Raw genomic sequence first — 22127 nt, 5'->3', positions numbered from 1 at the left:
CCATAAAGCTGCAACGTCCAGACCCCGCCGCCAAGGTATCCCCTGCATGGAACATATGTCCGACCCGCTCTGGCTCGCGGGGCTCGCGCTCGCCATGGCGCTGACCGGCCTGCTGTCGGGCACCCTCGCCGGGCTGCTGGGCGTCGGCGGCGGCATCGTCATCGTGCCGGTGCTGTTCAACGTCTTCCCCATCCTCGGCATCCCCGAGGCGGTGCAGATGAAGCTGGCCGTGGGCACCAGCCTGGCCACCATCATCCCGACCTCGATCGTCTCGGCGCGGAAGCATTATGCCAAGGGCGCCATCGACACGGCGCTGCTGAAGGCCATCTGGCCGTCGATGATCCTCGGCGTGGTGCTGGGCACCATCCTGGCGATCTGGCTGAAGGGCGACGCGCTGTCGGCGGTCTTCGCCACCATCGCGCTGCTGGTGGCGCTGAACATGGGCCTGACCGGCGTCGACTTCAAAATCCGCGACACCACGCCGCGCGGGCCCGGGCTCTGGGGCATCGGCGGCTTCATCGGCACGGTCTCGGCGATGATGGGGATCGGCGGCGGCACGGTCGGCGTGCCGATCCTGTCGATGTTCGGCACGCCGATCCGCTCGGCAGTCGCCACCGCCTCGGTCTTCGGGCTGATCATCTCGATCCCGGCGACGCTGGGCTTCCTCTATGGCGGCTGGGGGGTGGCGGACCTGCCGCCCTATTCGATCGGCTACGTCAACCTGATCGGCTTCGCGCTGATCGTGCCGAGCTCGATCCTGGCGACGCCCTGGGGCGTGCACCTGGCGCATACCATCCCGCCGCTGATGCTCAAGCGTGCCTTCGCCGTCTTCCTGGCGATCACCGCGGCGCGGATGTTCTACGCGCTGTTTTCCTGAGCCAGCGTCGCCGACCGGTGGGTGGCGAGCTTCAGCATCGCCCCCGCCGCCTGCTGCAGCGCGCCGCGCTCGGCCGCGCCCAGCGCCTCGGCCATGGCGCGCTCCAGCCACAGCCGCCGCGCCTGCAGGTCCTCGGCCAGCGCCGCCTTGCCGCGCTCGGTCAGGGTGATGACGATTTCCCGCCGGTCCGCCTCGCTGCGGCGGCGGGCGATGCAGGCGGCGCGCTCCAGCGCCGCGATCAGCCGGGTCAGCGACTGCGCCTGCAGCCCCTCCGCCTCGGCAAGGCGCGCCGCCGGCATCGGCCCCTGCCGGCTCAGCGTGCCGAGCAGCGCCATGCCGGACAGCGAGATGCCCCCGGCCGGCTGCGCCGCCCGCAGCCGTCGCCCCAGCGAGAGCACCGCGCGCAGGATCGTCGCGGAATCCTGGACCTCGACCGTCACCGAAGCCTCCGTCTGGCGCCATGCTTTCCAGGCCCCAGGGAAGCGAGCCTAGCACGGCTTCACCCGCGCGGCGGCGACTTCTCCTTGTCCTTCCAGTTTTCCCAGAACCGGCGAAAACCGTCGCGCAGCTCGTCGCCGGCCGGCATATGGCCCTGGGCGGCATGGAAGCGGCACAGATATTCGGTGAAGCCGTAGCCCAGGCCATAGGTCGCGCTGCCGGCGACGGCCGCGGTGATGGCGCCGCCGGCGATGCTGCCGATGCCGGGCACCAGCTTCAGCACCTGGCCCGCGATCATCCGCCCGCCGGCCGAGGTCGCCAGGGCGCCCGCCAGGCTCGCCGCCATGGCGATCATGCTGTCGCGGTCCATCGAGACGCCCATGGCCACCGCGATGCCGGCCACCATGCCGACATTGATGGCGAAGATGCCGGCGGCATCCGCCAGCGGGATCGGCACCGCCGCCGCCGCCGCCGCCGAGGCCGCCGCCCCGCCGGCGATCTTCATGGCGCGCTTGCGCTTGCGCTCCACATCGACGCGCTGCGCCGCGATGAAGGCCGCCTGCCGCGCCTCGGGCAATATTCTCTCGGTCGCCTGGATCAGGACGTCGAGGCCGAAGGGGGCGCGGTCGTCCCAGTTCTCGGCCAGCACCCGGACGATGCCGCGCTGGCCGGGGATCTCGCGGCGGACGGCCTCCTCGAAGGCGCGCGGGCCGATCGCCTTGGTCAGGATGACGAGCGCCGGGATGCCATGCCGGGCGCAGAGCTCGACCACGGCGCGCTCGCCCTGCTCGACCCGCGCGCCGGGCTCGGCGATGCAGAGCCACAGGACATGCAGCCGCTGGTCGAAGTCGCCGCTGGCATTGCCCTTCTCGATCTCCTGCCCCAGCGCGCCGAGGGTCGCGGCGAAATCCGCCATCTCCAGCCCCTTGGTGTCGCAGAGGCGCAGCGGCAGCTGCGGCGGCTCGTACCAGGCGATGTCCTGGGTGACCGGGCGGCCCATGCCGGTCAGCGCCACCTGGTCGCCGAAGACGGCATTGACCAGGGTGCTCTTGCCCACCCCGGTCTTGCCGGCGATCAGGATATTCACCCGTCCCATGCGGCGTCGCTCCTCCTCGGCCTGCTTCTGGAAGTCCGCAAACAGCAGGTTGTTGCCGACCAGCCCGCGCAAGGCGTCGAAGACGGTCGCCGCCGAGGGCAGCCGCCGCGCCACCGCCCCCTGCCGCCGCAGCACCGGCGAGGGGGGGGCGATGCCCAGGCGCTGCGCCCGCCGCAGCCGGTCGTGCCGCAGCCGCGCCACCGCCAGCGCCAGCGCGCCGAGCGGCGCCGTGTCGGGGCCGGCCAGGCGGGCCAGCACCTCGCCCTCCAGCTCCGGCAGGGTGGCGCTGCCGGGCACCGGGTGGTCGCCGGCGGCCAGCGCCGCGGCGGCCAGGTCCGCCTGCGGCTCGCCGAAGCCGCCCGGCCCGGCCAGGCTGCGGCCCAGCTGCTCCAGCGCCTCGGCCAGCAGGTGCGGCATGCCCGGCGGCGGCGGCGGATGCGCAGGGTCCGGCGCCAGGCGGCGCAGCGCCTCCTCCACCGGGGCCAGGGCGGCCGCGGAGACGGCCAGGAACAGGCCGGGCAGGTCGAGCAGCAGCGAAGCAGGATGATCCATCGGCCGCCCGGTTGCGTTCATGGCACAGGCTAGCAAACTACCCCGAAAGGTCGAGGAGCCGGCATGGCGGAAGCACCAGCGACAGGCGGGGCGGTGACCGGGGCGGCAGCGGCGGCGGCCGGGCGGCAGCTGGGCGATTGGCTGGCCGCCCGCTGGGGCGGGCAATTAAAAGAGGCCTTCGAGAACGGCAAGGGGCTGACCGGCCCGCTGGCCCGCGCCCTGCTGGACACGGCGGTGGTCGACCAGATCGTCGGCGCGCTGTGGCCGTCCTTCGCGCTGCTGGCGGCGCTGCTGCTGCTGCATGGCACCACGGTGGCCATGGGCCTGCCGGAGATCGAGCGGATCTGCACCGGGCTGGTGGTCTTCGCCGCCCTCGCCTGGACCGCCTATGGGCTGGTGGCCGCGGCCCGCCTGGCCTGGCCGCAGCTGCGCTTCTGGCTGGTCACCCGGCTGCCGCCGCTGGCGCAGACCCGGCTGCTGCTGTTCCAGCTGATCCGCGCCCAGCACCGCGAGCTGCGCGACGAGCTGCCGCGCGACGGCTTCGGCGCCCAGGTGCTGCAGGAGACGCTGGTGGTGCTGGAGCGCAAGCTCGGGCTGACGCCGGACCGCGCCGCCTTCGCGCTGGCCGACCACCTGGCGCCGATCCTGCTCGGCCATCTGATCGGCCGGATTTTTTTGCTCGCCGCGCCGGTGGCGGGGGCGCTGCTGTATTATCGCCTCGCCATCTATCCGGGGCTGCTGGCCTTCACCGGGGCCGGGCCCTGGTCGATCGCCGTCTATCCCTTCGCCGCCCTGGCCGATGCGGTGGCCGATACCGGGCTGCGTTCTTTTCTGCTGCGCCCGGCGCCGGGGCATTGACGGGAACCCGCCCACGAAAAAACCGCCCTCGCGGGCGGTTCGGTCGTCGCTGGTGCCAGGGCGGCCGGCAGGGCGCGCCCCAAGCCTCAGCTCAAGGGCATTCGCAGCCGTCGGTCGGCCCCTGCTCGCCCCGCACCACGTGGTGGTCGATCCATTCGGACACCAGCCGCCGCGCCTCGTTGACCGAGGCCTCGGGGTGGTGAATTCGATACAGCGCCGTGCAGGCCCGGAACGACGAGAGGTCGTTGTTCCCGGTCTCCCGCAGCTCGCGGTACGCCGTCACCACAGCCCGCTCGCACCGGCGGGTGATGTGGCTGAAGTCGTTGCCCATCCGCATTCTCCTGCAGTTGCGAGCCAATTGAGAATAACTCGCAACTCATCCCGCCGTTTTATAGGCCCATCCGGGGAAGGGTACAAGGTTGCTCTCCCCCTCCCCGCCAAGGCCTTGAACGACAAGGGCGACTCAGCCGGCGGGCTCAGCCGCCATTCGCCACCGCCTCGGCCAGGGCCTTGCCCACATCCGAGGTCGAAGCCTGGCCGCCCATGTCGCGGGTGCGCGGGCCGCCCTCGGCCAGCAGCGTCTCGATGCTGCGGGTGATGGCGTCGGCGGCTTCCTTCTCGCCCAGATGCTCCAGCATCATGGCGCCCGACCAGATCTGGCCGATCGGGTTGCAGATGTGCTTGCCGGCGATGTCGGGGGCCGAGCCATGCACCGGCTCGAACATCGAGGGATGCGCCTTCTCAGGGTTGATGTTGGCGGACGGCGCGATGCCGATCGAGCCGGCCACCGCCGGGCCCAGATCCGAAAGAATATCGCCGAACAGGTTGGAGCCGACGACGACGTCGAACCAGTCCGGATGCTGCACGAAATGCGCGCAGAGGATGTCGATGTGGAACTGGTCGGTGGTGATGCCCGGGTAGTTCTTCGCCATCTCGGCGAAGCGGTCATCCCAATACGGCATGGTGTGGATGATGCCGTTCGACTTGGTCGCGCTGGTCACCTTCTTGCGCGGCCGGGTCTGCGCCAGCTCGAAGGCGTATTTCAACACGCGGTCGACGCCCTTGCGGGTGAAGACGGCATCCTGCGTCACGAATTCGCGCTCGGTGCCGGCGAACATCTTGCCGCCCGAGGCCGAATATTCGCCCTCGGTGTTCTCGCGGACGACGTAGAAGTCGATCTCGGCCGGGGTGCGGTTGGCCAGCGGCGTCTTGGCGCCGGGCATCAGCTTGCAGGGGCGCAGGCTGATATACTGGTCGAACTCGCGGCGGATCGGGATCAGCAGGCCCCAGAGCGAGACATGGTCCGGCACGCCCGGCCAGCCCACGGCGCCGAGGAAGATGCTGTCGCTGTCGCGCAGCTGGTCGATGCCATCCTCCGGCATCATCCGGCCGGTCTGGGCATAGGTCTCGCACGACCAGTCGTAATGGCTGAGGCTGAGCTCGAAGCCGAAGCGGCGGGCGGCGGCGTCGAGCACGCGCAGGCCCTCCGGCACGGTCTCCTTGCCGATGCCATCTCCGGGCACGACGGCGATGCGGTACTTGCGCGACATGCGGGCTTCCCTCCGATCCAAATCAGGCGGCGAAGGTACTGCGCCCCGCCAGCAGGGCAAGGTCCCCTCTCCCGCCGCCGACAGCAGTTTCTGCCGTGCTCAGGCCCAGCCGCGCGCCCGGATCGCGGCGGCGACGCGGGCCGGCTCGTCCAGCGGCGCGCGGTCGAACAGCGCGGCGGCGGCGCCGAAGGGCCGCGCCTGGCCATTGTCGAACAGGCTCTGCCACAGCCGGCGCTGGCGCGGCGCGTCGGTGGTCTCGGCGATGAACAGCGCCGCCTCGGTGGCCAGCGCCTCGCTCAGCATCGAGACCGAATCGCCGGTGACCACGATGGCATCCGCCCAGGCCAGGAAGCCCATATAGGGGTTCGGCCCGGCGGCCCCCCAGCCATGCAGCCGGTGCGGCACCCCCTGCAGCGCCGCCGCCACCGCGGCCGTCGCAGCCGCGCCGCTGCGGCGGGAGGTGGTGGCCATGACGCTGCCGCCGAAGCCCGCCGCCTGCGCCGCCAGCGCATGGGCCAAGGCCGGGTCCAGCCCCTGGCCCCGCCCCTTCACCGCGCCGCCCAGCAGCAGCGCCACCCGCGGCCCCGGCAGGTCGCCCAATTCGGCCCATTCGACCCGGGCGCGGGCCAGCGCCGCCGCCGAGACCCGGTGGCAGGCGCCCAGGATGGGAAAGACATTGTCCGCCGGCCGCGGCGCATCATGCCGCCCCAGCACCAGCAGGGAAAAATCCGCGGCCCCCGTGCCGGGCCGCATGCAATGCACCAGCCGCGCCCCGCGCCGCCCCAGCCAGCGCGCCACCGGCACCGAGCGCCGCCCCGCCGAGATCACCAAGTCCGGCCAGGGCGCCGCCAGCCGCGCCCGCGCCGCGCCGGTCAGGCCGATCCGCGTCGGCCAGGGCCAGGGCAGCCCGGCCAGCCGCCCCCAGTCCAGCGGCACGGTGGTGAAAGGGCGGTCTAGCCGCTCGGCGATGCCCAGCGCCTGGGCGGCGGTCCCGGCCCGCGGGTCAGCCAGAACCCAGAGGCGCGACTCGGGGCACGAAATCGCTTCCGTCATGGACGCGCCGCGCGCCCGGCGTTACCAACCCCGACCAAAGGAGACCCTGCCATGTCCTCGACCCACGCCTCCGATTGGGACCGCGACGCCGCGCTCACCACCGCCCGCATCCTGCTGGAGATCAAGGCCGTCAACTTCCGGCCCGAGGAGCCCTATACCTTCACCTCCGGCTGGAAAAGCCCGGTCTATATCGACTGCCGCAAGATCATCTCCTTCCCCCGCGCCCGCAACCGCATCTGCGACCTGGCGGTGGAGAAGATCGGCCGCCACATCGGCTACGAGACCATCGAGGCCGTGACCGGCGGCGAGACCGCGGGCATCCCCTACGCCGCCTGGATCGCCGACCGGATGATGGCGCCGATGTCCTACGTCCGGAAGAAGCCCAAGGGCTTCGGCCGCAACGCCCAGATCGAAGGCGACGTGCCGGAAGGCAAGCGCACCCTGCTGGTCGAGGACCTGACCACGGACGGCGCCTCCAAGATCCGCTTCGCCCAGGCGCTGCGCGACGCCGGCGCGATCTGCGACGACACCTTCGTGGTGTTCTTCTACGGCGTCTTCCCGGGCGGCCAGGAACGCCTGAAGGAGATCAACCTGAACCTGATCCACCTCTGCACCTGGTGGGACGTGCTCGAGGTCTGCCGCGAACGCCCCTACTTCTCGGAAAGCGCCCTGAAGGAAGTGCGCAAGTTCCTGGAGAACCCGACGGGGTGGTCGAAGGACCACGGCGGGATCGGCAGCGTGGAAGAGATCAAGGCAGCCGGCTGAAGCGAAGAGATCGGGCAGGCTGGGGGAATGAATTCCCCCAGACCCCCATCTTTTTTCTGTTCACCGGCCGTGACGTGACCTGCGCTGCCACACCAACGGCACCAGGGCATCACGGCGGGACGCAGTTTTAATATAATATCGCGCCCTCGCAGGTCGCGCTTCGGATTGGCCGTTTCACGTACTGTCTTCACGTGGACACGGCAGTCCGAAAGAAAAAAGATGGGGTCCAGGGGAATTCATTCCCCTGGCCTGTCCCATTCTTCTCTACTGATCTGACTAACCTTCCACTGCCAAAGGCAGAGCAAGGGCGTCACCCCCAGTTCCATCGCCAGCCCGAACAGCATCCCGCCCCCCGGATTGCCGTCGATGAGCAGCCCGAACAGCCGGGCGATGCCGCCGAGGAACACGATGAAGCCCAGCAGCCGGAAGCGGGCGCCGTGGTGCTGGATGCGGGGCAGGCTCCACCAGAAGGCCAGGCCAATGCCCAGCAGCAGGCCGGACAGGTAGCGATAGTGGCTGTCCAGCGCCGGGGCGGGCGGGCCGCCGGGCTCGGGCAGCATGGCGGTGCCGAGCACCAGCCCGGCCAGTCCGGCGCTGACGGGCACCAGCCCGGCCAGGGCCACGCCAGCGCGCAGCCAGCGCCTGTGTTGCGATGCGGTCATTCGGGCTTGGCGTTCCTTCGGCGCTGACGCTATCCGGGTAAGCGGGCAACGCGGCCTGCGGTTGCCGCAAGCGGGAGGTTTGCTGGATGGGTCATGCCTGGCGTCGCGCAATTCTGGCCACCGGCCTGGCTCTCGGCCTGGCGCCCCTTGCCCAGGCCCAGGCGCCGCGCGACCGGCTGACCATCGGGCTGGCGCAATACCCCTCGACCTTCCACCCCAATATCGAGGCCATGGCGGCCAAGGCCTATATCCTGGGCTTCGCCCGCCGGCCGCTGACCGCCTATGACGCCGACTGGAAGCTGACCTGCCTGGCCTGCGAGCGGCTGCCGACGCTGGAGAATGGCGACGCGGTGCTGGAGCGCACGCCCGACGGCAAGGATGGCATCCGCCTGACCTACCGTATCCGCGCGGGCGAGCGCTGGGGCGATGGCACCCCGGTCTCGGCCGACGACCTGCGCTTCGCCTGGGAGGCCGGGCGCAGCTTCGAGACCGGCTTCGGCGGGGCGGAATTCTACCGCTCGGCCTATGAGCTGATCGTGGTCGATGCGCGCACGGTGACGCTGCGGCTGGACAAGGTCACCTATGACTTCGCCGCCATGGGCGATTTCCAGCCGCTGCCGTCGCGGATCGAGCGGCCGCGCTGGCAGTCGGACCCGAAGACCTATCGCAGCCGCACGGCCTATGACACCGAGACCACCAATCCCGGACTATGGAACGGCCCCTACCGGGTGACCGCGGTGCAGGCCGGCGCCGGCGTGACGCTGGAGCGCAACGCGCATTGGTCGGGCCCCGCCCCCGCCTTCGAGCGCATCGCCATCCGCACGGTGGAGAACAGCGCGGCGCTGGAGGCGCAGCTGCTGGCCGGGCAGCTGGACATGGTGGCCGGCGAGCTCGGCCTGCCGCTGGAGCAGGCGGTGGCGCTGCAGCGCCGCACCGGCGACCGCTTCCGGGTGGAGTATGTCCCCGGCCTGACCTACGAGCATATCGACCTGAAGCTGGACAACCCGATCCTGGCCGATCGCCGGGTGCGCCAGGCGCTGCTGCACGGCGCCGACCGGGCGCAGATCGTCGAGCGGCTGTACCAGGGCCGGCAGGAGGTCGCCGCCGGCGGCGTGCATCCGCGCGACCCGATCTACACCGCCGAGGTGCCGCAATACCCCTTCGACACGGCCCGCGCCGTGGCGCTGCTGGAGGAGGCCGGCTGGACCGCGGGCCCGGACGGCATTCGCCGCAACGCGACTGGGCAAAAACTGTCCTTCGAGTTCATGACCACGGCCGGCAACCGGGCGCGGGAGACGGTGCAGCAGGTGCTGGCCGGCATGTGGCGGACGATCGGCGTCGAGGCGCGGATCCGCAACGAGCCGCCACGCGTCTTCTTCGCCGAGACGGTCAGCCGCCGCCGCTTCGACGCCATGGCGATGTTCGCCTGGGTCAGCAGCCCGGAGAACGTCCCCCGCAGCACCTTCCATTCCGACGAGATCCCGCGCGCCGAGCGCAACTGGTCCGGCCAGAACTACACCGGCTACACCAACCCTGAGGTCGACCGGCTGATCGAGGCCATCCCGGTCGAGCTCGATGCCGCGAAGCGCCGGCCGATGTGGGCCGAGCTGCAGCGCCGCATCGCCACCGACCTGCCGGCGCTGCCGCTCTGGCACCGCTCGGACGCGCATGTCTGGCCGCGCTGGCTGGAGGGGGTGCGGCCGACCGGCCACCAGAACTATTCTTCCCTGTGGGTGACCGAGTGGCGGGCGCGCTGAGGCTGGCGCTGCTGCGCCTGCCGCAGATCGCGCTGACCCTCGTCCTGCTGTCGCTGGCGGCCTGGTTCGCCATCGGGCTGATGCCGGGCGACCCGGCCTCGCTGGCCATGATGGCCGATCCGAAGCTGACCCCGGCGGATGTCGAGCGGCTGCGGGCGCTGCACGGGCTGGACCAGCCGCTGCTCGCCCGTTACGGCGCCTGGGCCGGCGGATTGCTGCGTGGAGAACTGGGGTTTTCGCGGCTGTTCGCCCAGCCGGTCTGGACGGTGCTGGCGCCGGCGCTGGTCTCGACCCTGGTGCTGGTGGGCCTGGCGGTGGCGCTGGCCGCGGTGATCGGCGTGGCGCTGGGCGCGCTGGCGGCGCTGCGGCCGCGGACGGCGGCGGTCGTCGACGGGCTGGCGCTGCTCGGCCAGGCGGTGCCCAGCTTCTGGCTGGGCATTCTGCTCATCATCTTCTTCGCGGTGCAGCTCGGCTGGCTGCCGGCCGGCGGCCTGCCGGAGCCGGGCGATTCGGCCCTGCCCTTCCTGGTGCTGCCGGTGGTGACCATCGCCTTCGGCCAGCTCGCCGGCTATGCCCGCCACGCCACCGCCGCGCTCGGCGCCGAATTGCAGAAGCCCTTCATCACCAGCGTGCGCGCCCGCGGCGCCAGCGAGGCCCGGGTGGTCTGGCGCCATGCCCTGCCCAATGCCGGGGTGCCGCTGCTGACGCTGCTGGCGCTGGATGCCGGCGCCCTGGTCTCCGGCGCGCTGGTGACCGAGACGCTGTTCGCCCGGCCGGGCATGGGCAAGCTGCTCTACGACGCGGTGATGGGCAACGACTACAACCTGGCGCTGCTGGCGCTGCTGCTGGTGGCGCTGGTGACCATGCTGGCGACGCTGGCGGCCGACCTGGCGCAGCTCTGGCTCGACCCGCGGATCGAGGCGCGATGACCCGGCTGCGCCTCGGCCTTCTTCTTCTCGTTCTCCTGGCGGCGGCCGCCGCCGCCGCGCCCTGGCTGGCATCCTGGCTGGGGCGGGACCCGCTCGCCCCCGACCTGTTCGCCCGCTACGCGCCGCCGGGGTCAGCCTTCCCGCTCGGCGCCGACGAGCTCGGCCGCGACCTGCTGCTGCGGCTGTTCTACGGGGCGCGGATTTCTCTGGGTGTCGGGCTGGCGGCGGCGGTGGCGGCGACGCTGCTGGGGACGGGCATCGGGCTGCTGGCGGCCTGGCGCGGCGGCTGGGTCGATGCGGTGCTGATGCGGCTGGCCGACGGGCTGCTGGCGCTGCCGGCGCTGCCCATCCTGGTGCTGCTGGCCGCCATCGACCCAGGGACCTTCGGCCTGCCGCGCGGCGAGGCCCTGACCGACATGATCCGCATCACCACCATCCTGGTGCTGTTCGGCTGGGTCGGCGTGGCCCGGCTGGCCCGCGCCGGCGCCCTGACCATCCTGGCCAGCGACTATGTCCGCGCCGCGCGCGCGCTCGGCGTCTCCGAGCGGCGGCTGCTGCTGCGCCATGTGCTGCCGGGGCTGCGCGCGCCGGTGGCCGTGGCCGGCGCGCTGGCGGTGGCCGGCGCCATCCTGGCCGAAAGCGTGCTCAGCTTCCTGGGCCTCGGCATCCAGCCGCCCGCCCCTTCCTGGGGCAATATGCTGGCCAATGCGCAGGAGGCGGTGTTCGAGGCGCCGCTGGCAGCCCTTTGGCCCGGCCTCGCCATCCTGGCCGCCGTCGCCGGCTGCAGCCTGGTGGCCGACGGGCTGTCGCGCGAGCGGCGCTGAGGCACCGGCCCACGCGCCCTTGATTGGCCAGCGCGAGCCCGCCCGCTAATCTGCACGCCTGGGTTGCGGTGGGCCGTCGCCGCCGCTAAGCCCCGCCCGCCAGCGCCGGGAGAGGCCCATGCACCGCAGCCCCATGCAGCGCAGTCTCTGGGCGGACAATGCCCGGGCCATCGGCATCACCCTGGTGGTCGCCGGCCATGTGCTGCGCGGGCTGGAGAAGGCGGGCATCCTGGCCGCCTCGCCCGGCCTGACCCTGCTGGACAGCGTCATCTACAGCTTCCACGTGCCGCTGTTCTTCTTCCTGTCCGGCATCTTCTTCAACGGCTCGCTGGCGCGGCATGGCCGGGCCGGCACCTTCCGCGGCAAGCTGGACCGGCTGGTGCTGCCCTACCTGATCTGGTCGCTGCTGCAGGGCGCGGCCGAGGTGCTGCTGTCCGGCGCCACCAATGGCCGCACCAGCTGGGCCGAGGTCTTCTCCCTGCTCTGGGCGCCGCGGGCGCAGTTCTGGTTTCTCTACGCCCTGGCGCTGGTGATGCTGCTGGGGCTGATGCTGTACCGCGACCAGCGGGCGCGGCAGTCGCTGGCGGTGCCGCTGCTGGGCCTGGCGCTGTACCTGCTGCGGCCCTTTGTCACCGAGCAGCTGCAGGTCGCCTTCCTGGCCGACAATTTCGTCTTCTTCGCCATGGGGGTCTGGACCCAGGGGGTGCTGCCGCAGCTCTCGGCGCGGCCGCTGCAGGTGACGCTGCTGGCGCTGGCCACGGCGGTGCTGCTGCAGGTGCATTTCCACGGGCTGCTCGGGCTGCATTACACCGATCGCGGGCTGGAGACGCTGGCGGTCGCAGCCACCTGCGTCCTGGCCATCATCGGCGCCTCGATGCTGCTGACCCGCCACGCGCATCCCTGGCTGCTCGCGATCGGCCGCGCCTCGATGCCGATCTTCCTGATGCATATCCTGGCCGCCAGCGGGCTGCGGGTGGTGCTGCAGCGCGGCTTCGGCATCAGCGACCCGCTGCTGCATGTGGCGCTCGGCATCGCCATCGGCGTCGCCGGGCCGATGCTGGCGGCCTGGCTTTGGGGCCGGCTGCTGGCGCCGGTGCTGCCGCCCTGGACGGCGCGGCTGGGCTGGCGGCCGGCGCGCGCCGAGGGGTGATCCCGTCGATCCTTGCCGCGCGGCGCCAGGGCGGCTAACCGCGGGCCGGATCATTCCGGGACCGACCGCCGATGCGCGCCTTGCTGCCCTGCCTCCTGCTCACCCTCGCCGCCTGCGCCGCGCCGGGGGCGCCGCAGACCGGGATCGCCGCGGCCGCCCCCGCCGGCCGGCCCAGCCCGCTCGCCGTGGTGCAGGGCTTCCGCGAGGAGCTGCCCTTCCTGCGCCGCGCCGATGCGCCGGTCGACTACGAGGCCGCCGGGCGGCCGGGGCTCGGCGCCTCGGTGCGCTATGTCGGCATCCGCGGCCTGCCCGGCCATGCCACGGTCTATGTCTATGACCGCGGCCTGACGCTGACCGTGGAGGGCGCCGACAATCCGCAGGCGCTGCAGGAGCTGGAGAACAGCGCCGCCGAGCTCATCGCCTTCGCCAATACCGGCCGCCTGCGCGACCTCAGCAGCGTCACGGCCCAGGTCAATGGCGGCCCGCCCAGCCAGATCCTGACCGGCGGCCCCGCCTCCGGCCCGGGCAGCACCCGCTGCCGCGCCCTTGCCGGAACCCTGACCGAAACGGGTGTCCGGGTCGGCGAGGCGGTCTGCGTGACGGTGCGCGACGGGCGCTTCGTCAAGACGCGGGTCACGCTGCGCGACCGCGCGACCGTCGCCTTCATGATCGCCTCGAATCTGATCACCGAGGTGCTGCCGCCGGCGAAGACCCTCTAAAGCCCGCGGATCTCTGCCAGCGCCCGGGTCAGGATCGCCGCCAGGGCCTCCTGGCTGCGGGCGAAGCGGGTCGCCGTGCCGGAGAGGCATAGCGCCCCCAGCAGCGCGCCGTTGCCGGAGAAAACCGGGGCGGCGATGGCCGCCAGCTCAGGGTCGCGCTCGCCGAGCGTCACCGTCAGCCCGGCGCCGCGCAGCACATGGCCGGCCGCCCCCCGGTCCAGCGGCAACAGGCTGCCCGGCGGCAGGTGGTCGCGCACCGCATGCCGCCCTTCGATCCGAAAGCGGCAAAGGCGATTTTCACCGTCGCGGACGTAGAAACTCGCACTTTCGCCGGTTTCCTCCGCCAGGCGGCGCAGCACGGGCAGCAGCACCGCCTCCAGCAGCGACTCGGACGCGGCGGCGCGCAGGCCGAGGCCGACCAGCGCCGGGCCCAGCCGCCATTCGGCCGCCGCTCCCTCCCGCAGCAGCATCCCCGCCCGCTCGAGGGACGCCATCAGCCGCAGCAGCGTGCTCTTGTACAGGCCGGTGCGGCGGGCCAGCTCGGCCAGCGACAGCGCCGCCTCGCCGGCGCGGAAGGCCAGCAGGATCGACAGCGCGCGGTCGACCGCCCCCACCCCTGCCTCCGGGGCTGCCGGCTTGACGGCCATCGGCCATATCCCTCATTCTGTCTGACGAAAAGAAATTCTGTCAGACGGAACGTCCCGATGTCAACCAACCCCCTGCCGCTGACCGGGCTGCGCGTGCTGGATTTCGGCCATACGGTGATGGGGCCGAGCTGCGGCGTGGTGCTGGCCGATCTCGGCGCCGAGGTGATCCGCATCGAGCCGCCCGAGGGCGACCGCACCCGCCGCCTCGGCGGCTTCGGCACCGGGTTCTTCTCCACCTACAACCGCAACAAGACCAGCCTGGCGCTCGACCTGAAGGACCCGCGCGGCAAGGCGGTGCTGGAAAAGCTCATCCCCACCGCCGACGTGCTGATCGAGAACTTCGCCCCCGGCACGATGGAGCGGCTCGGCCTCGGCTGGGAGCAGATCCGCGAGCAGAACCCGCGCCTGGTCTATTGCGCGCTGAAGGGCTACCTGCCCGGCCCCTATGAGCACCTGCCGGCGCTGGACGAGGTGGTGCAGATGCAGGGGGGGCTGGCCTTCATGACCGGCCTGCCGGGGCGGCCGCTGCGCGCCGGGACCTCGGTGGTCGACATCATGGGCGGCGTCTTCGGCGTGGTCGGCATCCTGGCGGCGCTGCGGCAGCGGGAAGCGACCGGCCTCGGCCAGAAGGTGCAGTCGGCGCTGTTCGAAAGCGTCGCCTTCATGGTCGGCCAGCACATGGCCGCCGGCGCCATCGCCGGCCAGCGCGTGCCGCCGATGACGGCGCGGCGCATCACCTGGGGCATCTACGACGTCTTCCAGGCCAGCGACGGCCAGGTCTTCGTCGGCGTCACCAGCGACCAGCACTGGCAGCGCCTCGCCCCTCGCCTCGGCCTGCAGGAGCTCGCCGCCGATGCGACGCTGGCGACCAATGCCGGCCGCGTCGCCGGGCGCGACCGCATCATGCCGGAGCTGGAAAAGATCTTCGCCGGCATGACGGTGGCCGAGGTGCAGGCGCTGGGCGCCGAGGTGCTGATCCCCTGCGCCCCCGTCGCCCATCCCGAGGACCTGTTCGACGATCCGCACCTGGCCGCCAGCGGCATCATGGGCGCCACCCGGCTGGCGGAGGGCGTCACCGCGGCCCTGCCGATGACGCCGCTGCATTTCGAGGCGGCGCAGATCCGCCTGAACCGCCAGCCGCCCGCCATCGGCGAAGGCGGCGCGGCGCTGCTCGACAGCATCGGCATTGGGGCGCAAGAACAGAAAACCCTGGCCGAGCAGGGCATCCTGACCCTTCCCGCAGACAAGGCGGAGCCCGACGCATGACCCAGCTGCCGCCCCGCATCGAGATCCGCGAAGAGGGCCCGCGCGAGGGCTTCCAGTTCGAAAAGGGCCCGATCGCCACCGCCGACAAGCTGCGGCTGATCCAGGCGCTGGCCGGCACCGGCCTGAAGCGGATCCAGACCGTCTCCTTCGTCGATCCGCGCCGCGTCCCCGGCATGGCCGATGCCGAGCTGGTCTGCCAGGGGCTGCGCGACGTCGACGGCGTGGCCTTCGGCGCGCTCTGGCTCAACGCCAAGGGGTTCTTACGCGCGCTGGTGGCGCCGCATCTGACGATCGATGGCAGCGTCTCGGTCTCGGCCTCCGGGGCCTTCGGCAAGCGCAACCAGAATCGCGACCGCGAGGAGGACCTGGCCGCCGCCGCGGCGCTGATGGCGCTCTATGCCGAGCACCGCATCCCGCTGGCGCGCGCCACCATCATGGCCGCCTTCGGCTGCAATTTTCAGGGCGAGGTGCCGGTGGCGGCGGTGATCGACCGCGTCGCCGCGGTGCTCGCTTTGGCCGGCGGCGTCGGCCTGGCGCCGCCGGTCATTTCCCTCGCCGACACCATGGCCTGGGCCACCCCCCGTCGCATCGCGTCGGTCGTCGGCGCGGTGCGGGACAAGTGGCCGGAGCTGGAGCTGTCGCTGCATCTGCACGACACCCGCGGCATGGCCATGGTCAATGCCTGGGAGGGGATGCGCCTCGGCGTCGCCCGCTTCGACGCCGCCATCGCCGGCCTCGGCGGCTGCCCCTTCGGCAAGCATGCCGGGGCGGCCGGGAATATCTGCACCGAGGATCTGGCGCTGCTCTGCGCCGAATCCGGCATCGAGACCGGCCTCGACCTGGCGGCGCTGACCGAATGCGGCCGCCTGGCGGAGGCGGTGGTCGGCCACCCCCTGCCCGGCCGCGCCAAGCAGGGCGGGCTGCTGGCGGTGTGATCGGCTCTTGTTGCGAGCGGATCGCAACATCATAACCGCCGGCATGTTCCGCCGCCGCCGTCCCCCCGCCGCGCCGTCCCTGCCGCCTTTGGCCCCCGCCGTGGTGCGCGAGGCGAGCGCCGGGCAGCTGGCCGCCGCCTTCGCCGGCCCGCCCGACGAGGCCGCCCGCTGGATCGCCGCCGCCGCCCGCGCCGGCATGGTCGAAGCGCAGATCCTCTACGGCCAAATTCTTCTCGAGGGCCGTGGCGTCCCCGCCGACCCCGCCGCCGCCTTCGCCTGGTTCAAGACGGCGGCCACCACCGGGGCGGTGAAGGCGGAAACCATGCTCGGCCGCTGCCATGAGCTCGGCTGGGGCACGCCCATCGACCTGCCGAAGGCGCTGGCGATCTACGCCGCGGGGGCGCAGCGCGGCTATGACTGGGCGCAGTACAACCTGGCCAGCCTGCTGGCCCGCGACGGGCAGCGCGCCGAGGCTTTCCGCTGGTTCCGCGCCTCGGCGGAGCAAGGCCATGCCAAGTCGATGACCGTGCTCGGCCGCTATCTGGAAGAAGGCTGGGAGACGCCGCGCGACCCGGCCGGCGCCCATGCCCTCTATGCCCGCGCGGCGGCGCTGGGCGATTTCCGGGCGCAGTTCAACATGGGCACGCTGGCCGCCACGCCCGAGGCAGCGCTGGACTGGTTCACCCAGGCCGCCGCCACCGGCTCGCCCGGCTTCCTCGGGCAGATGGCCGAGGCGCTCAGCAAAAGGCCCGAACCGGCGCTGCAGGCCCTGTCGCGGCAGATATTCGAAAAACTCGGCGCCTGATCAGGCCTCGATGCGCAGATGCGGCCAGCGGCGGCGATAGTCCTCGGCCTTGCGGAAGAATTGCGCCGGCTGCGGGTGGCGCGCATTGATCCGCAGCACGCCGGCGAAGACGTCATCCAGCCCACTGGGGGCGTAGAGCGCGCCGCTCGCGGCCTCGATGCCGATGCAGGTGCAGTCGATCAGATAGCGGTCGATGCCGTCCCGGGCAGAGACCAGCGCGGGATAGTCCTCGCCGAAGCGGGCGCGGTACCAGAGATGGACGCGGGCCTGGTTCTTCACCTCGACCGTCACGCCGAGCCCCGCAAAGGCTTCGGCGCAGCGGCGGATCACCGCATCCTCGGCCTCGAAGGAGAGGTCCGCGGCGTCATAGTAGAAGACGTCGTAATCCTTGACGCCCCAGCCAGGCGGGTGGCGGGCCACCTGGTTCCACACCGCCTGGAACAGGCAGCCGGCGGTCAGGAAACCCTGCGGCAAGGCGAGCGCCCGAAGGCGCTCCAGCACCGCGCCATTGGCCGGGTCGGCGAAGGCCGCGTCGAACAGCGCCGTTTCCAGCGCCGCGCCCATTCAGCCCATCGCCGCCATGGCGCGGCCGCCGATCAGCCGCAGGATCCGCGTCGGCCGCTCCACCCCCAGCAGGCGATGCGCGATCAGGATGACGCTGCGGCCTTCGGTGGCGGCTTCCAGCGTTTCCAGGAAGGCGCGCTCGGCCTCGGGGTCGAGGCCGGCGCCAGGCTCGTCCAGGATCAGGATATCGGCGGGCGCCAGCAGGGCCCGGGCCAGGGCCAGGCGCCGCCCCTGCCCGCCGGAGAAGCGGGCGCCGCCCTCGCCGCAACGGGTGTCCAGCCCCTCGGGCAGGACGCGCACGACATCGGCGACGCCGGCACGCTCCAGCGCCTGCCACAGCGCGGCGTCATCGGCCTCGGGGGCTGCGAGCCGCAGGTTGGCGGCGATGCTGTCGTCGAACAGCCGCGCATCCTGGGTCAGGCAGGCGATGCGCGCCCGCACCGCATCGCCTGACAGCGTGGCGATATCGACGCCGCCCAGCAGCAGCCGGCCTTCCTGGGGGGCCGCCAGCTTCAGCAGCAGCGCCGCCAGCGTCGACTTGCCGGCGCCCGAAGGCCCCAGCAGCGCCAGACGCCCGCCTTCCGGCAGGTCGAAATTCAGGTCGAGAAAGACCGGCTCGCGGTCGGCGGCCCAGGCGAAGCGGACGCCCTCGGCGCGCAGGGCATGGCCGCGCGGGGCTGCGGCCGGGGTGGTGGGCTCGGCGACCGGCGGCGGGGTGTCGGCGGCGTCGAACAGGCGACGCGCGCTGGCGCCGGCGGCGGCCAGGGCGGCACCGGCGCGCGGCAGCCCGGCCAGGGCCTCGCCGGCGGCCAGCGCCAGGAACAGGCCCACGATCGTGCCGCCAACCGCGCCGGGGCCACCGGCCAGGCCATAGCCGAGGGCGGCGAAGAGCGACGACTGGGCCAGCAGGCTGCCGGCGGCGCCACCCCAGGCGGCCCGGCGCGACATTCTTGTCTGTGTTTCAGCCAGAGCGGCACCGCTGGCGGCCAGGCGGGCGGCGACGCGGGGCTCGGCATTGGCGGCCAGCACATCCTCGATGCCCAGCAGCGGGTCGACGGCGGCGCTGCGCAGCGCGCCTTGCGCCTCGGCGACCTCGCCGGCAGCGCGGGCAGCACCCGGCGCCAGCAGCGGCGGCAGCAGCAGGGCCAGCGCCAGCGGCAGCGCCACCAGCACGGCGATTCCCGGACCGGCGAAGCCGAGCAGCACGGCGACGGCCACCACCACGGCCAGGGCCGCGACGCCGGGGACCAGGGCGCGCAGGTACAGACCGTCCAGCGCCTCGACATCGGCGACGAGGCGCCCCAGCAGGTCGCCGGCGCCGCGATGGCCGATGCCGCCGGGCAGCCGCTCGGCGAGGCGCCGGAAGAACCAGATGCGGGTATCGGCCAGCGCGCGGAAGGTGGCCGAATGGGTCACCAGCCGCTCGAAATACCGCGAGGCCGGGCGCAGAAAAATAAGCGGCCGCAGCAGCAGCAGCGAGCCGACGGCCACCCCCGCCAGCGCCCCGGTGCGCAGCCCTTCGGAGACGCCGCGCCCGGCCAAGGCCAGCAGCGCCACGCCCGCCAGCGTCGCCAGCACGGCGACGATCGCGCCCGACCACAGCCAGGTGCTGCGCTCGCGCCACAGGCCGAGCACGCGGGTCAGGTCGGTCAGCATCATGCGGCTCATTCCCCGGCCATCCGCGGCAGGCCGGCGCGGCCCTTCTCCAGCTCCAGCACCCGGCCGAAGCGGGCGCGCAAGGCGGTGGAATGGGTGGCGATGACGGCGGTGCGCCCGGCACAGAGGCGGCGCAGGCTGTCCAGCAGCTCGGCCTCCGTCGTCGGGTCGAGATGCGCGGTGGGCTCGTCCAGCAGCACCAGCGGGCGGTTGCGCAGGAAGGCGCGGGCGATGGCCACCCGCTGCGCCTGGCCGCCGGACAGGCCGTAGCCGCCCTCGCCGATCATCGTGTCGAGGCCCTCGGGCAGGCTGGCGGCGAAATCGCTGACATGGGCCGCCTTGGCCGCGGCCTCGACCTCGGCATCGGAGGCTTCCGGCCGGGCCAAAGCAATGTTGGCCCGGATGCTGTCGCGGAACAGATGCGCCTTCTGCCCGACATAGGAAGACAGCCGGCGCAGCTCCTCGGGGCGCAGCGCCGTCGCGTCGCGACCATTCAGCGCGATGCGCCCGCCATCCGGCCGGCAGAAGCCCATCAGCAGCCGCAGCACCGACGACTTGCCCGAGCCGGACGGCCCCGCCAGCACCAGCGCCTCGCCGGGCATGACGCGGAAGGAAAGATCGGTGAGCGCCGGGCCGCGGGCGGGGTCATAGGTCAGCCCGACCTGCTCGAAGGTCACCACCACCGTCGGCGGGATCTCTGCGAGCTGCAGCCCGGGCTCCGAGTCGGGGGCGGCCAGCAGCGGGGCGAGCGCCGCGGCGGCGCCATTGGCCGACATCCGCTCGTGATAGGCGGCCGAGAAGGCGCGCAGCGGCGCGAAGAAGCCCGGCACCATCAGCAGGCAGAAAAGTGCTGCGGCCGGGTCGGGATGGCCGCCGACCAGCAGGTTGCCATGCCGCCAGGCGAGGCACCCCAGCACCGCGGCGGCGATCACCTCCAGCGTCAGGCCGGACAGGAACGCCACCCGCAGCACCTTCATGGTGCGGCGGCGCAGCTCGTCGGCGGCCTGGCCCAGCGCCTGGGCCTCGGCCTCCTGCCGGCGGAACAGCACCAGCTGGGGCAGCCCGCGCATCCGGTCCAGGAAGCGGCCCGACAGCGCCTGCAGCGCGTCGAATTGCTGCCGGCTGGCCAGCGCCGCGCCGATGCCGGTCACCGCCATGCCCACCGGCACCATGGCGCCGGCCACGAAAAGAATGAGCCCGCTCAGCGGGTCTTCCAGCGCGACCACGCAGGCGATCAGCAGCGGCCCCGCCGCGGCGAGGACCGCCGCCGGCAGCCAGCGGGAAAAATAACCGTCCAGCGCCTCGATGCGGTCGACCACCAGGGCGGCGCGCTCGCCGACCGGGCGGTCATCCGCGGGGCCGGCCGCCAGCAGCCGGTCGAAGGCGCGGCGGCGCAGATCGGCCCGCGCCGCGGCGCCGGCGGCGGCCTGGGCGCGCTCCTGCGCCACGCCAAGCGCGATGGACAGCAGCGCCAGGCTGGCGGCGGCGAAGAATTCCGGCCAGCCGGCCTCGCCATGGCCCAGCAGGGCCGATAGCAAGGCAGCGATGAACCAGGCCTGGGCGAGGCCGCAGGCGATCGAGGCAAGGCCGAGCAGAATAGGGCGCGCCAGCCGCGACCGGCCCTGACGGGCGGTGGCGGAGAGCAGGGCACGCGCCGACGCCGCCTCGGCCGGCGGGGGCTTGGACATGAGCGGCTTCTAGCGGGTTTCTGGCGCCGCGGGAACCGCACAGCAACCAGCTTGGTTCAGGCTGGTCCGGCGCTTGCTTCGCCGCCGCACCGGATACCTCGAGGAGACCGCCGATGCTGCCGACCCATGGCCGCTACGACTACCACCCCTGGCCTTCCCGGGCGGCCTATGGCTGGCCGGCGGGAAAGAAGCTGGCGGTCTATCTCGGCATCAACCTTGAGCATTTCGCCTTCGGCGAAGGCCTCGGCATGTCGCTGGCCCCGGGCGGGCCACAGCCGGACGTGCTGAACTACGCCTGGCGCGACTACGGCAACCGGGTGGGCGCCTGGCGGATGCTGGAAATGCTGGACGAGCTGAAGCTGCCGGCGACCGTGCTGCTGAACAGCGCCATGTACGACTACGCCCCCAGCCTGGTCGCCGCCCACCGCGCCCGCGGCGACGAGATCGCCGGCCATGGCCGCAGCAACAGCGAACGCCAGTCGCTGATGAGCGAGGCGGAAGAGCGCACCCTGATCGCCGAGGCCACCGCCGCCATCACCGAGGCCGAGGGCAAGCCCCCCGCCGGCTGGCTGTCCCCCTGGATCGCCGAGACCCTGTCGACGCCCGAGCTGCTGGTCGAGGCCGGCTACCGCTACACCCTCAACTGGTGCCACGACGACCAGCCGACCTGGCTGAAGACCAAGGAAAGACGCCTGCTGTCGATCCCCTACCCGCAGGAGATCAACGACATCCCCTCGATCGGGGCGCGCAAGGACAGCGCCCAGCAATTCGCCAACATGATCCTGAACGACTTCGAGGAACGCCGCCGCCAGGTGCGCGACAACCGCCCCCAGGTGATGGGCATCGCGCTCCACCCCTATATCGTCGGCCAACCCTACCGCCTGCGCGCGCTCCGCGAAGCCCTGCAACACATCGCCGCCCAGCGCGATACCGTCTGGATCACGACGGCCGGGGCGATCTGCGAGCATGTGCACGGGTTGAAGGAAGGGTTGGTGCCTTAAGGGATTGGTAGGCTGGGGGAATGAATTCCCCCAGACCCCCATCTTTTTTCTGATCACCGGCCGTGGTCAGACCTGCGCTTCGACGGCACCGTCGCGCGGGCGTCACGGCGGGACGCCATTTTTATAAAAAAAGCGCGCCCTTAAAGGTCGCGCTTCGCTGCAGTGCCGTGTCCCGCCTCACCAGATGCGCGCGGCAGCACTGACAGAAAAAAGAAGCGACTGTCTTGGGTGTCAAGCGGTCTGCTCCTTCGCGGAGGTTGTGGTTCTCCAGGGTGTTGAGCTTTGGAGGATGGCATTGAGGATGGTGAGCAGCTTGCGGGCGATGGCGATCAGGG

At 72.2% G+C, this 22127-nt stretch carries 22 protein-coding genes; 12 read left to right on the top strand and 10 right to left on the bottom strand.

Annotation, left to right across the window (positions count from 1 at the left end; genetic code table 11):
• Window positions 1-46 precede the first annotated feature (46 nt).
• On the top strand, window positions 47-877 hold the full coding sequence (locus GVN67_RS02600; RefSeq protein ID WP_159992712.1) for a sulfite exporter TauE/SafE family protein: 831 nt from the start codon (window positions 47-49) through the stop codon (window positions 875-877).
• Here GVN67_RS02600 and GVN67_RS02595 read toward each other — a convergent pair.
• Complete coding sequence (locus GVN67_RS02595; protein WP_159992711.1) at window positions 859-1317, bottom strand: MarR family transcriptional regulator; 459 nt, start codon at window positions 1315-1317, stop codon at window positions 859-861. The genes GVN67_RS02600 and GVN67_RS02595 overlap by 19 nt on opposite strands.
• A gap of 59 nt (window positions 1318-1376) precedes the next feature.
• On the bottom strand, window positions 1377-2963 hold the full coding sequence (locus tag GVN67_RS02590; RefSeq protein ID WP_159992710.1) for a YcjF family protein: 1587 nt from the start codon (window positions 2961-2963) through the stop codon (window positions 1377-1379).
• 63 nt (window positions 2964-3026) lie between these two features.
• Between GVN67_RS02590 and GVN67_RS02585 the strand changes: the two genes are divergently transcribed.
• Window positions 3027-3821 carry a hypothetical protein gene (locus GVN67_RS02585; RefSeq protein WP_159992709.1) on the top strand — a complete coding sequence of 265 codons (795 nt, stop codon included), beginning with the start codon at window positions 3027-3029 and terminating at the stop codon, window positions 3819-3821.
• 91 nt (window positions 3822-3912) lie between these two features.
• Here the strand turns inward: GVN67_RS02585 and GVN67_RS02580 are convergent, their stop codons facing one another.
• The 3 genes from GVN67_RS02580 to GVN67_RS02570 all read right to left on the bottom strand — a co-directional run bounded on the left by GVN67_RS02580 (window position 3913) and on the right by GVN67_RS02570 (window position 6424).
• Window positions 3913-4152, bottom strand: a complete 240-nt coding sequence (locus GVN67_RS02580) for a hypothetical protein (protein WP_159992708.1) — start codon at window positions 4150-4152, stop codon at window positions 3913-3915.
• A gap of 145 nt (window positions 4153-4297) precedes the next feature.
• Window positions 4298-5371, bottom strand: a complete 1074-nt coding sequence (locus GVN67_RS02575) for a tartrate dehydrogenase (RefSeq protein ID WP_159992707.1) — start codon at window positions 5369-5371, stop codon at window positions 4298-4300.
• A 99-nt stretch (window positions 5372-5470) separates the two neighbouring features.
• Window positions 5471-6424, bottom strand: a complete 954-nt coding sequence (locus GVN67_RS02570; protein ID WP_159992706.1) for a mitochondrial fission ELM1 family protein — start codon at window positions 6422-6424, stop codon at window positions 5471-5473.
• 51 nt (window positions 6425-6475) lie between these two features.
• On the opposite strand from GVN67_RS02570, the gene GVN67_RS02565 reads away from it, so the two are divergent.
• The gene (locus tag GVN67_RS02565; RefSeq protein ID WP_159992705.1) at window positions 6476-7189 is read left to right on the top strand and encodes an orotate phosphoribosyltransferase; all 714 of its coding nucleotides are present in this window, start codon (window positions 6476-6478) and stop codon (window positions 7187-7189) included.
• A 236-nt stretch (window positions 7190-7425) separates the two neighbouring features.
• Here the strand turns inward: GVN67_RS02565 and GVN67_RS02560 are convergent, their stop codons facing one another.
• Complete coding sequence (locus tag GVN67_RS02560) at window positions 7426-7851, bottom strand: DUF4345 domain-containing protein (protein WP_159992704.1); 426 nt, start codon at window positions 7849-7851, stop codon at window positions 7426-7428.
• Window positions 7852-7937: 86 nt separating this feature from the next.
• On the opposite strand from GVN67_RS02560, the gene GVN67_RS02555 reads away from it, so the two are divergent.
• The 5 genes from GVN67_RS02555 (at window position 7938) to GVN67_RS02535 (ending at window position 13230) form a co-directional block, all read left to right on the top strand.
• A complete protein-coding gene (locus GVN67_RS02555; protein ID WP_159992703.1) occupies window positions 7938-9608 on the top strand; it encodes a peptide ABC transporter substrate-binding protein in 1671 nt (556 codons plus the stop codon).
• Entirely contained in the window at window positions 9593-10537 is a 945-nt protein-coding gene (locus tag GVN67_RS02550) for an ABC transporter permease (RefSeq protein ID WP_159992702.1), read from the top strand. Before GVN67_RS02555 ends, GVN67_RS02550 begins: the two co-directional genes overlap by 16 nt.
• Window positions 10534-11361, top strand: coding sequence for an ABC transporter permease (locus tag GVN67_RS02545; protein WP_159992701.1), 828 nt, complete (start codon window positions 10534-10536; stop codon window positions 11359-11361). The genes GVN67_RS02550 and GVN67_RS02545 overlap by 4 nt, the downstream gene beginning before the upstream one ends.
• 118 nt (window positions 11362-11479) lie before the next feature.
• The gene (locus tag GVN67_RS02540) at window positions 11480-12511 is read left to right on the top strand and encodes an acyltransferase family protein (protein WP_159992700.1); all 1032 of its coding nucleotides are present in this window, start codon (window positions 11480-11482) and stop codon (window positions 12509-12511) included.
• A 71-nt stretch (window positions 12512-12582) separates the two neighbouring features.
• Window positions 12583-13230 carry a hypothetical protein gene (locus GVN67_RS02535; protein WP_159992699.1) on the top strand — a complete coding sequence of 216 codons (648 nt, stop codon included), beginning with the start codon at window positions 12583-12585 and terminating at the stop codon, window positions 13228-13230.
• On the opposite strand, the gene GVN67_RS02530 is transcribed toward GVN67_RS02535, so the two are convergent.
• Window positions 13227-13877 (bottom strand): IclR family transcriptional regulator, encoded by a 651-nt coding sequence (locus GVN67_RS02530; protein ID WP_159992698.1) that lies wholly within the window; start codon window positions 13875-13877, stop codon window positions 13227-13229. The genes GVN67_RS02535 and GVN67_RS02530 overlap by 4 nt on opposite strands.
• Before the next feature lie 57 nt (window positions 13878-13934).
• Here GVN67_RS02530 and GVN67_RS02525 point away from each other — a divergent pair, with 57 nt between their 5' ends.
• The 3 genes from GVN67_RS02525 to GVN67_RS02515 are packed head-to-tail and all read left to right on the top strand — an operon-like array spanning window position 13935 to window position 16883.
• Entirely contained in the window at window positions 13935-15143 is a 1209-nt protein-coding gene (locus GVN67_RS02525; protein WP_159992697.1) for a CaiB/BaiF CoA-transferase family protein, read from the top strand.
• Entirely contained in the window at window positions 15140-16078 is a 939-nt protein-coding gene (locus GVN67_RS02520; protein WP_159992696.1) for a hydroxymethylglutaryl-CoA lyase, read from the top strand. Before GVN67_RS02525 ends, GVN67_RS02520 begins: the two co-directional genes overlap by 4 nt.
• Before the next feature lie 43 nt (window positions 16079-16121).
• Window positions 16122-16883: a tetratricopeptide repeat protein gene (locus GVN67_RS02515; RefSeq protein WP_159992695.1), complete on the top strand. Its 762-nt coding sequence runs from the start codon at window positions 16122-16124 to the stop codon at window positions 16881-16883.
• On the opposite strand, the gene GVN67_RS02510 is transcribed toward GVN67_RS02515, so the two are convergent.
• Genes GVN67_RS02510 through cydD form a run of 3 tightly spaced genes read right to left on the bottom strand, consistent with a single transcriptional unit; the run spans window position 16884 to window position 20791 of the window.
• The gene (locus GVN67_RS02510) at window positions 16884-17447 is read right to left on the bottom strand and encodes a nucleotidyltransferase family protein (RefSeq protein ID WP_159992694.1); all 564 of its coding nucleotides are present in this window, start codon (window positions 17445-17447) and stop codon (window positions 16884-16886) included. It abuts the gene before it with no gap.
• Entirely contained in the window at window positions 17448-19115 is a 1668-nt protein-coding gene (cydC, locus tag GVN67_RS02505; protein ID WP_159992693.1) for a thiol reductant ABC exporter subunit CydC, read from the bottom strand. It lies immediately after the preceding gene.
• Entirely contained in the window at window positions 19112-20791 is a 1680-nt protein-coding gene (gene cydD, locus GVN67_RS02500) for a thiol reductant ABC exporter subunit CydD (RefSeq protein WP_159992692.1), read from the bottom strand. The genes cydC and cydD overlap by 4 nt, the downstream gene beginning before the upstream one ends.
• A 113-nt stretch (window positions 20792-20904) precedes the next feature.
• Between cydD and GVN67_RS02495 the strand changes: the two genes are divergently transcribed.
• Window positions 20905-21792, top strand: coding sequence for a polysaccharide deacetylase family protein (locus GVN67_RS02495; protein WP_159992691.1), 888 nt, complete (start codon window positions 20905-20907; stop codon window positions 21790-21792).
• Window positions 21793-22127 lie beyond the last annotated feature (335 nt).

The sequence above is a fragment of the Roseomonas sp. 18066 genome (genome assembly GCF_902706185.1).
In the GTDB taxonomy this organism is placed as follows: domain Bacteria; phylum Pseudomonadota; class Alphaproteobacteria; order Acetobacterales; family Acetobacteraceae; genus Pseudoroseomonas.
This window is presented reverse-complemented; position numbering and strand designations above follow the sequence as displayed.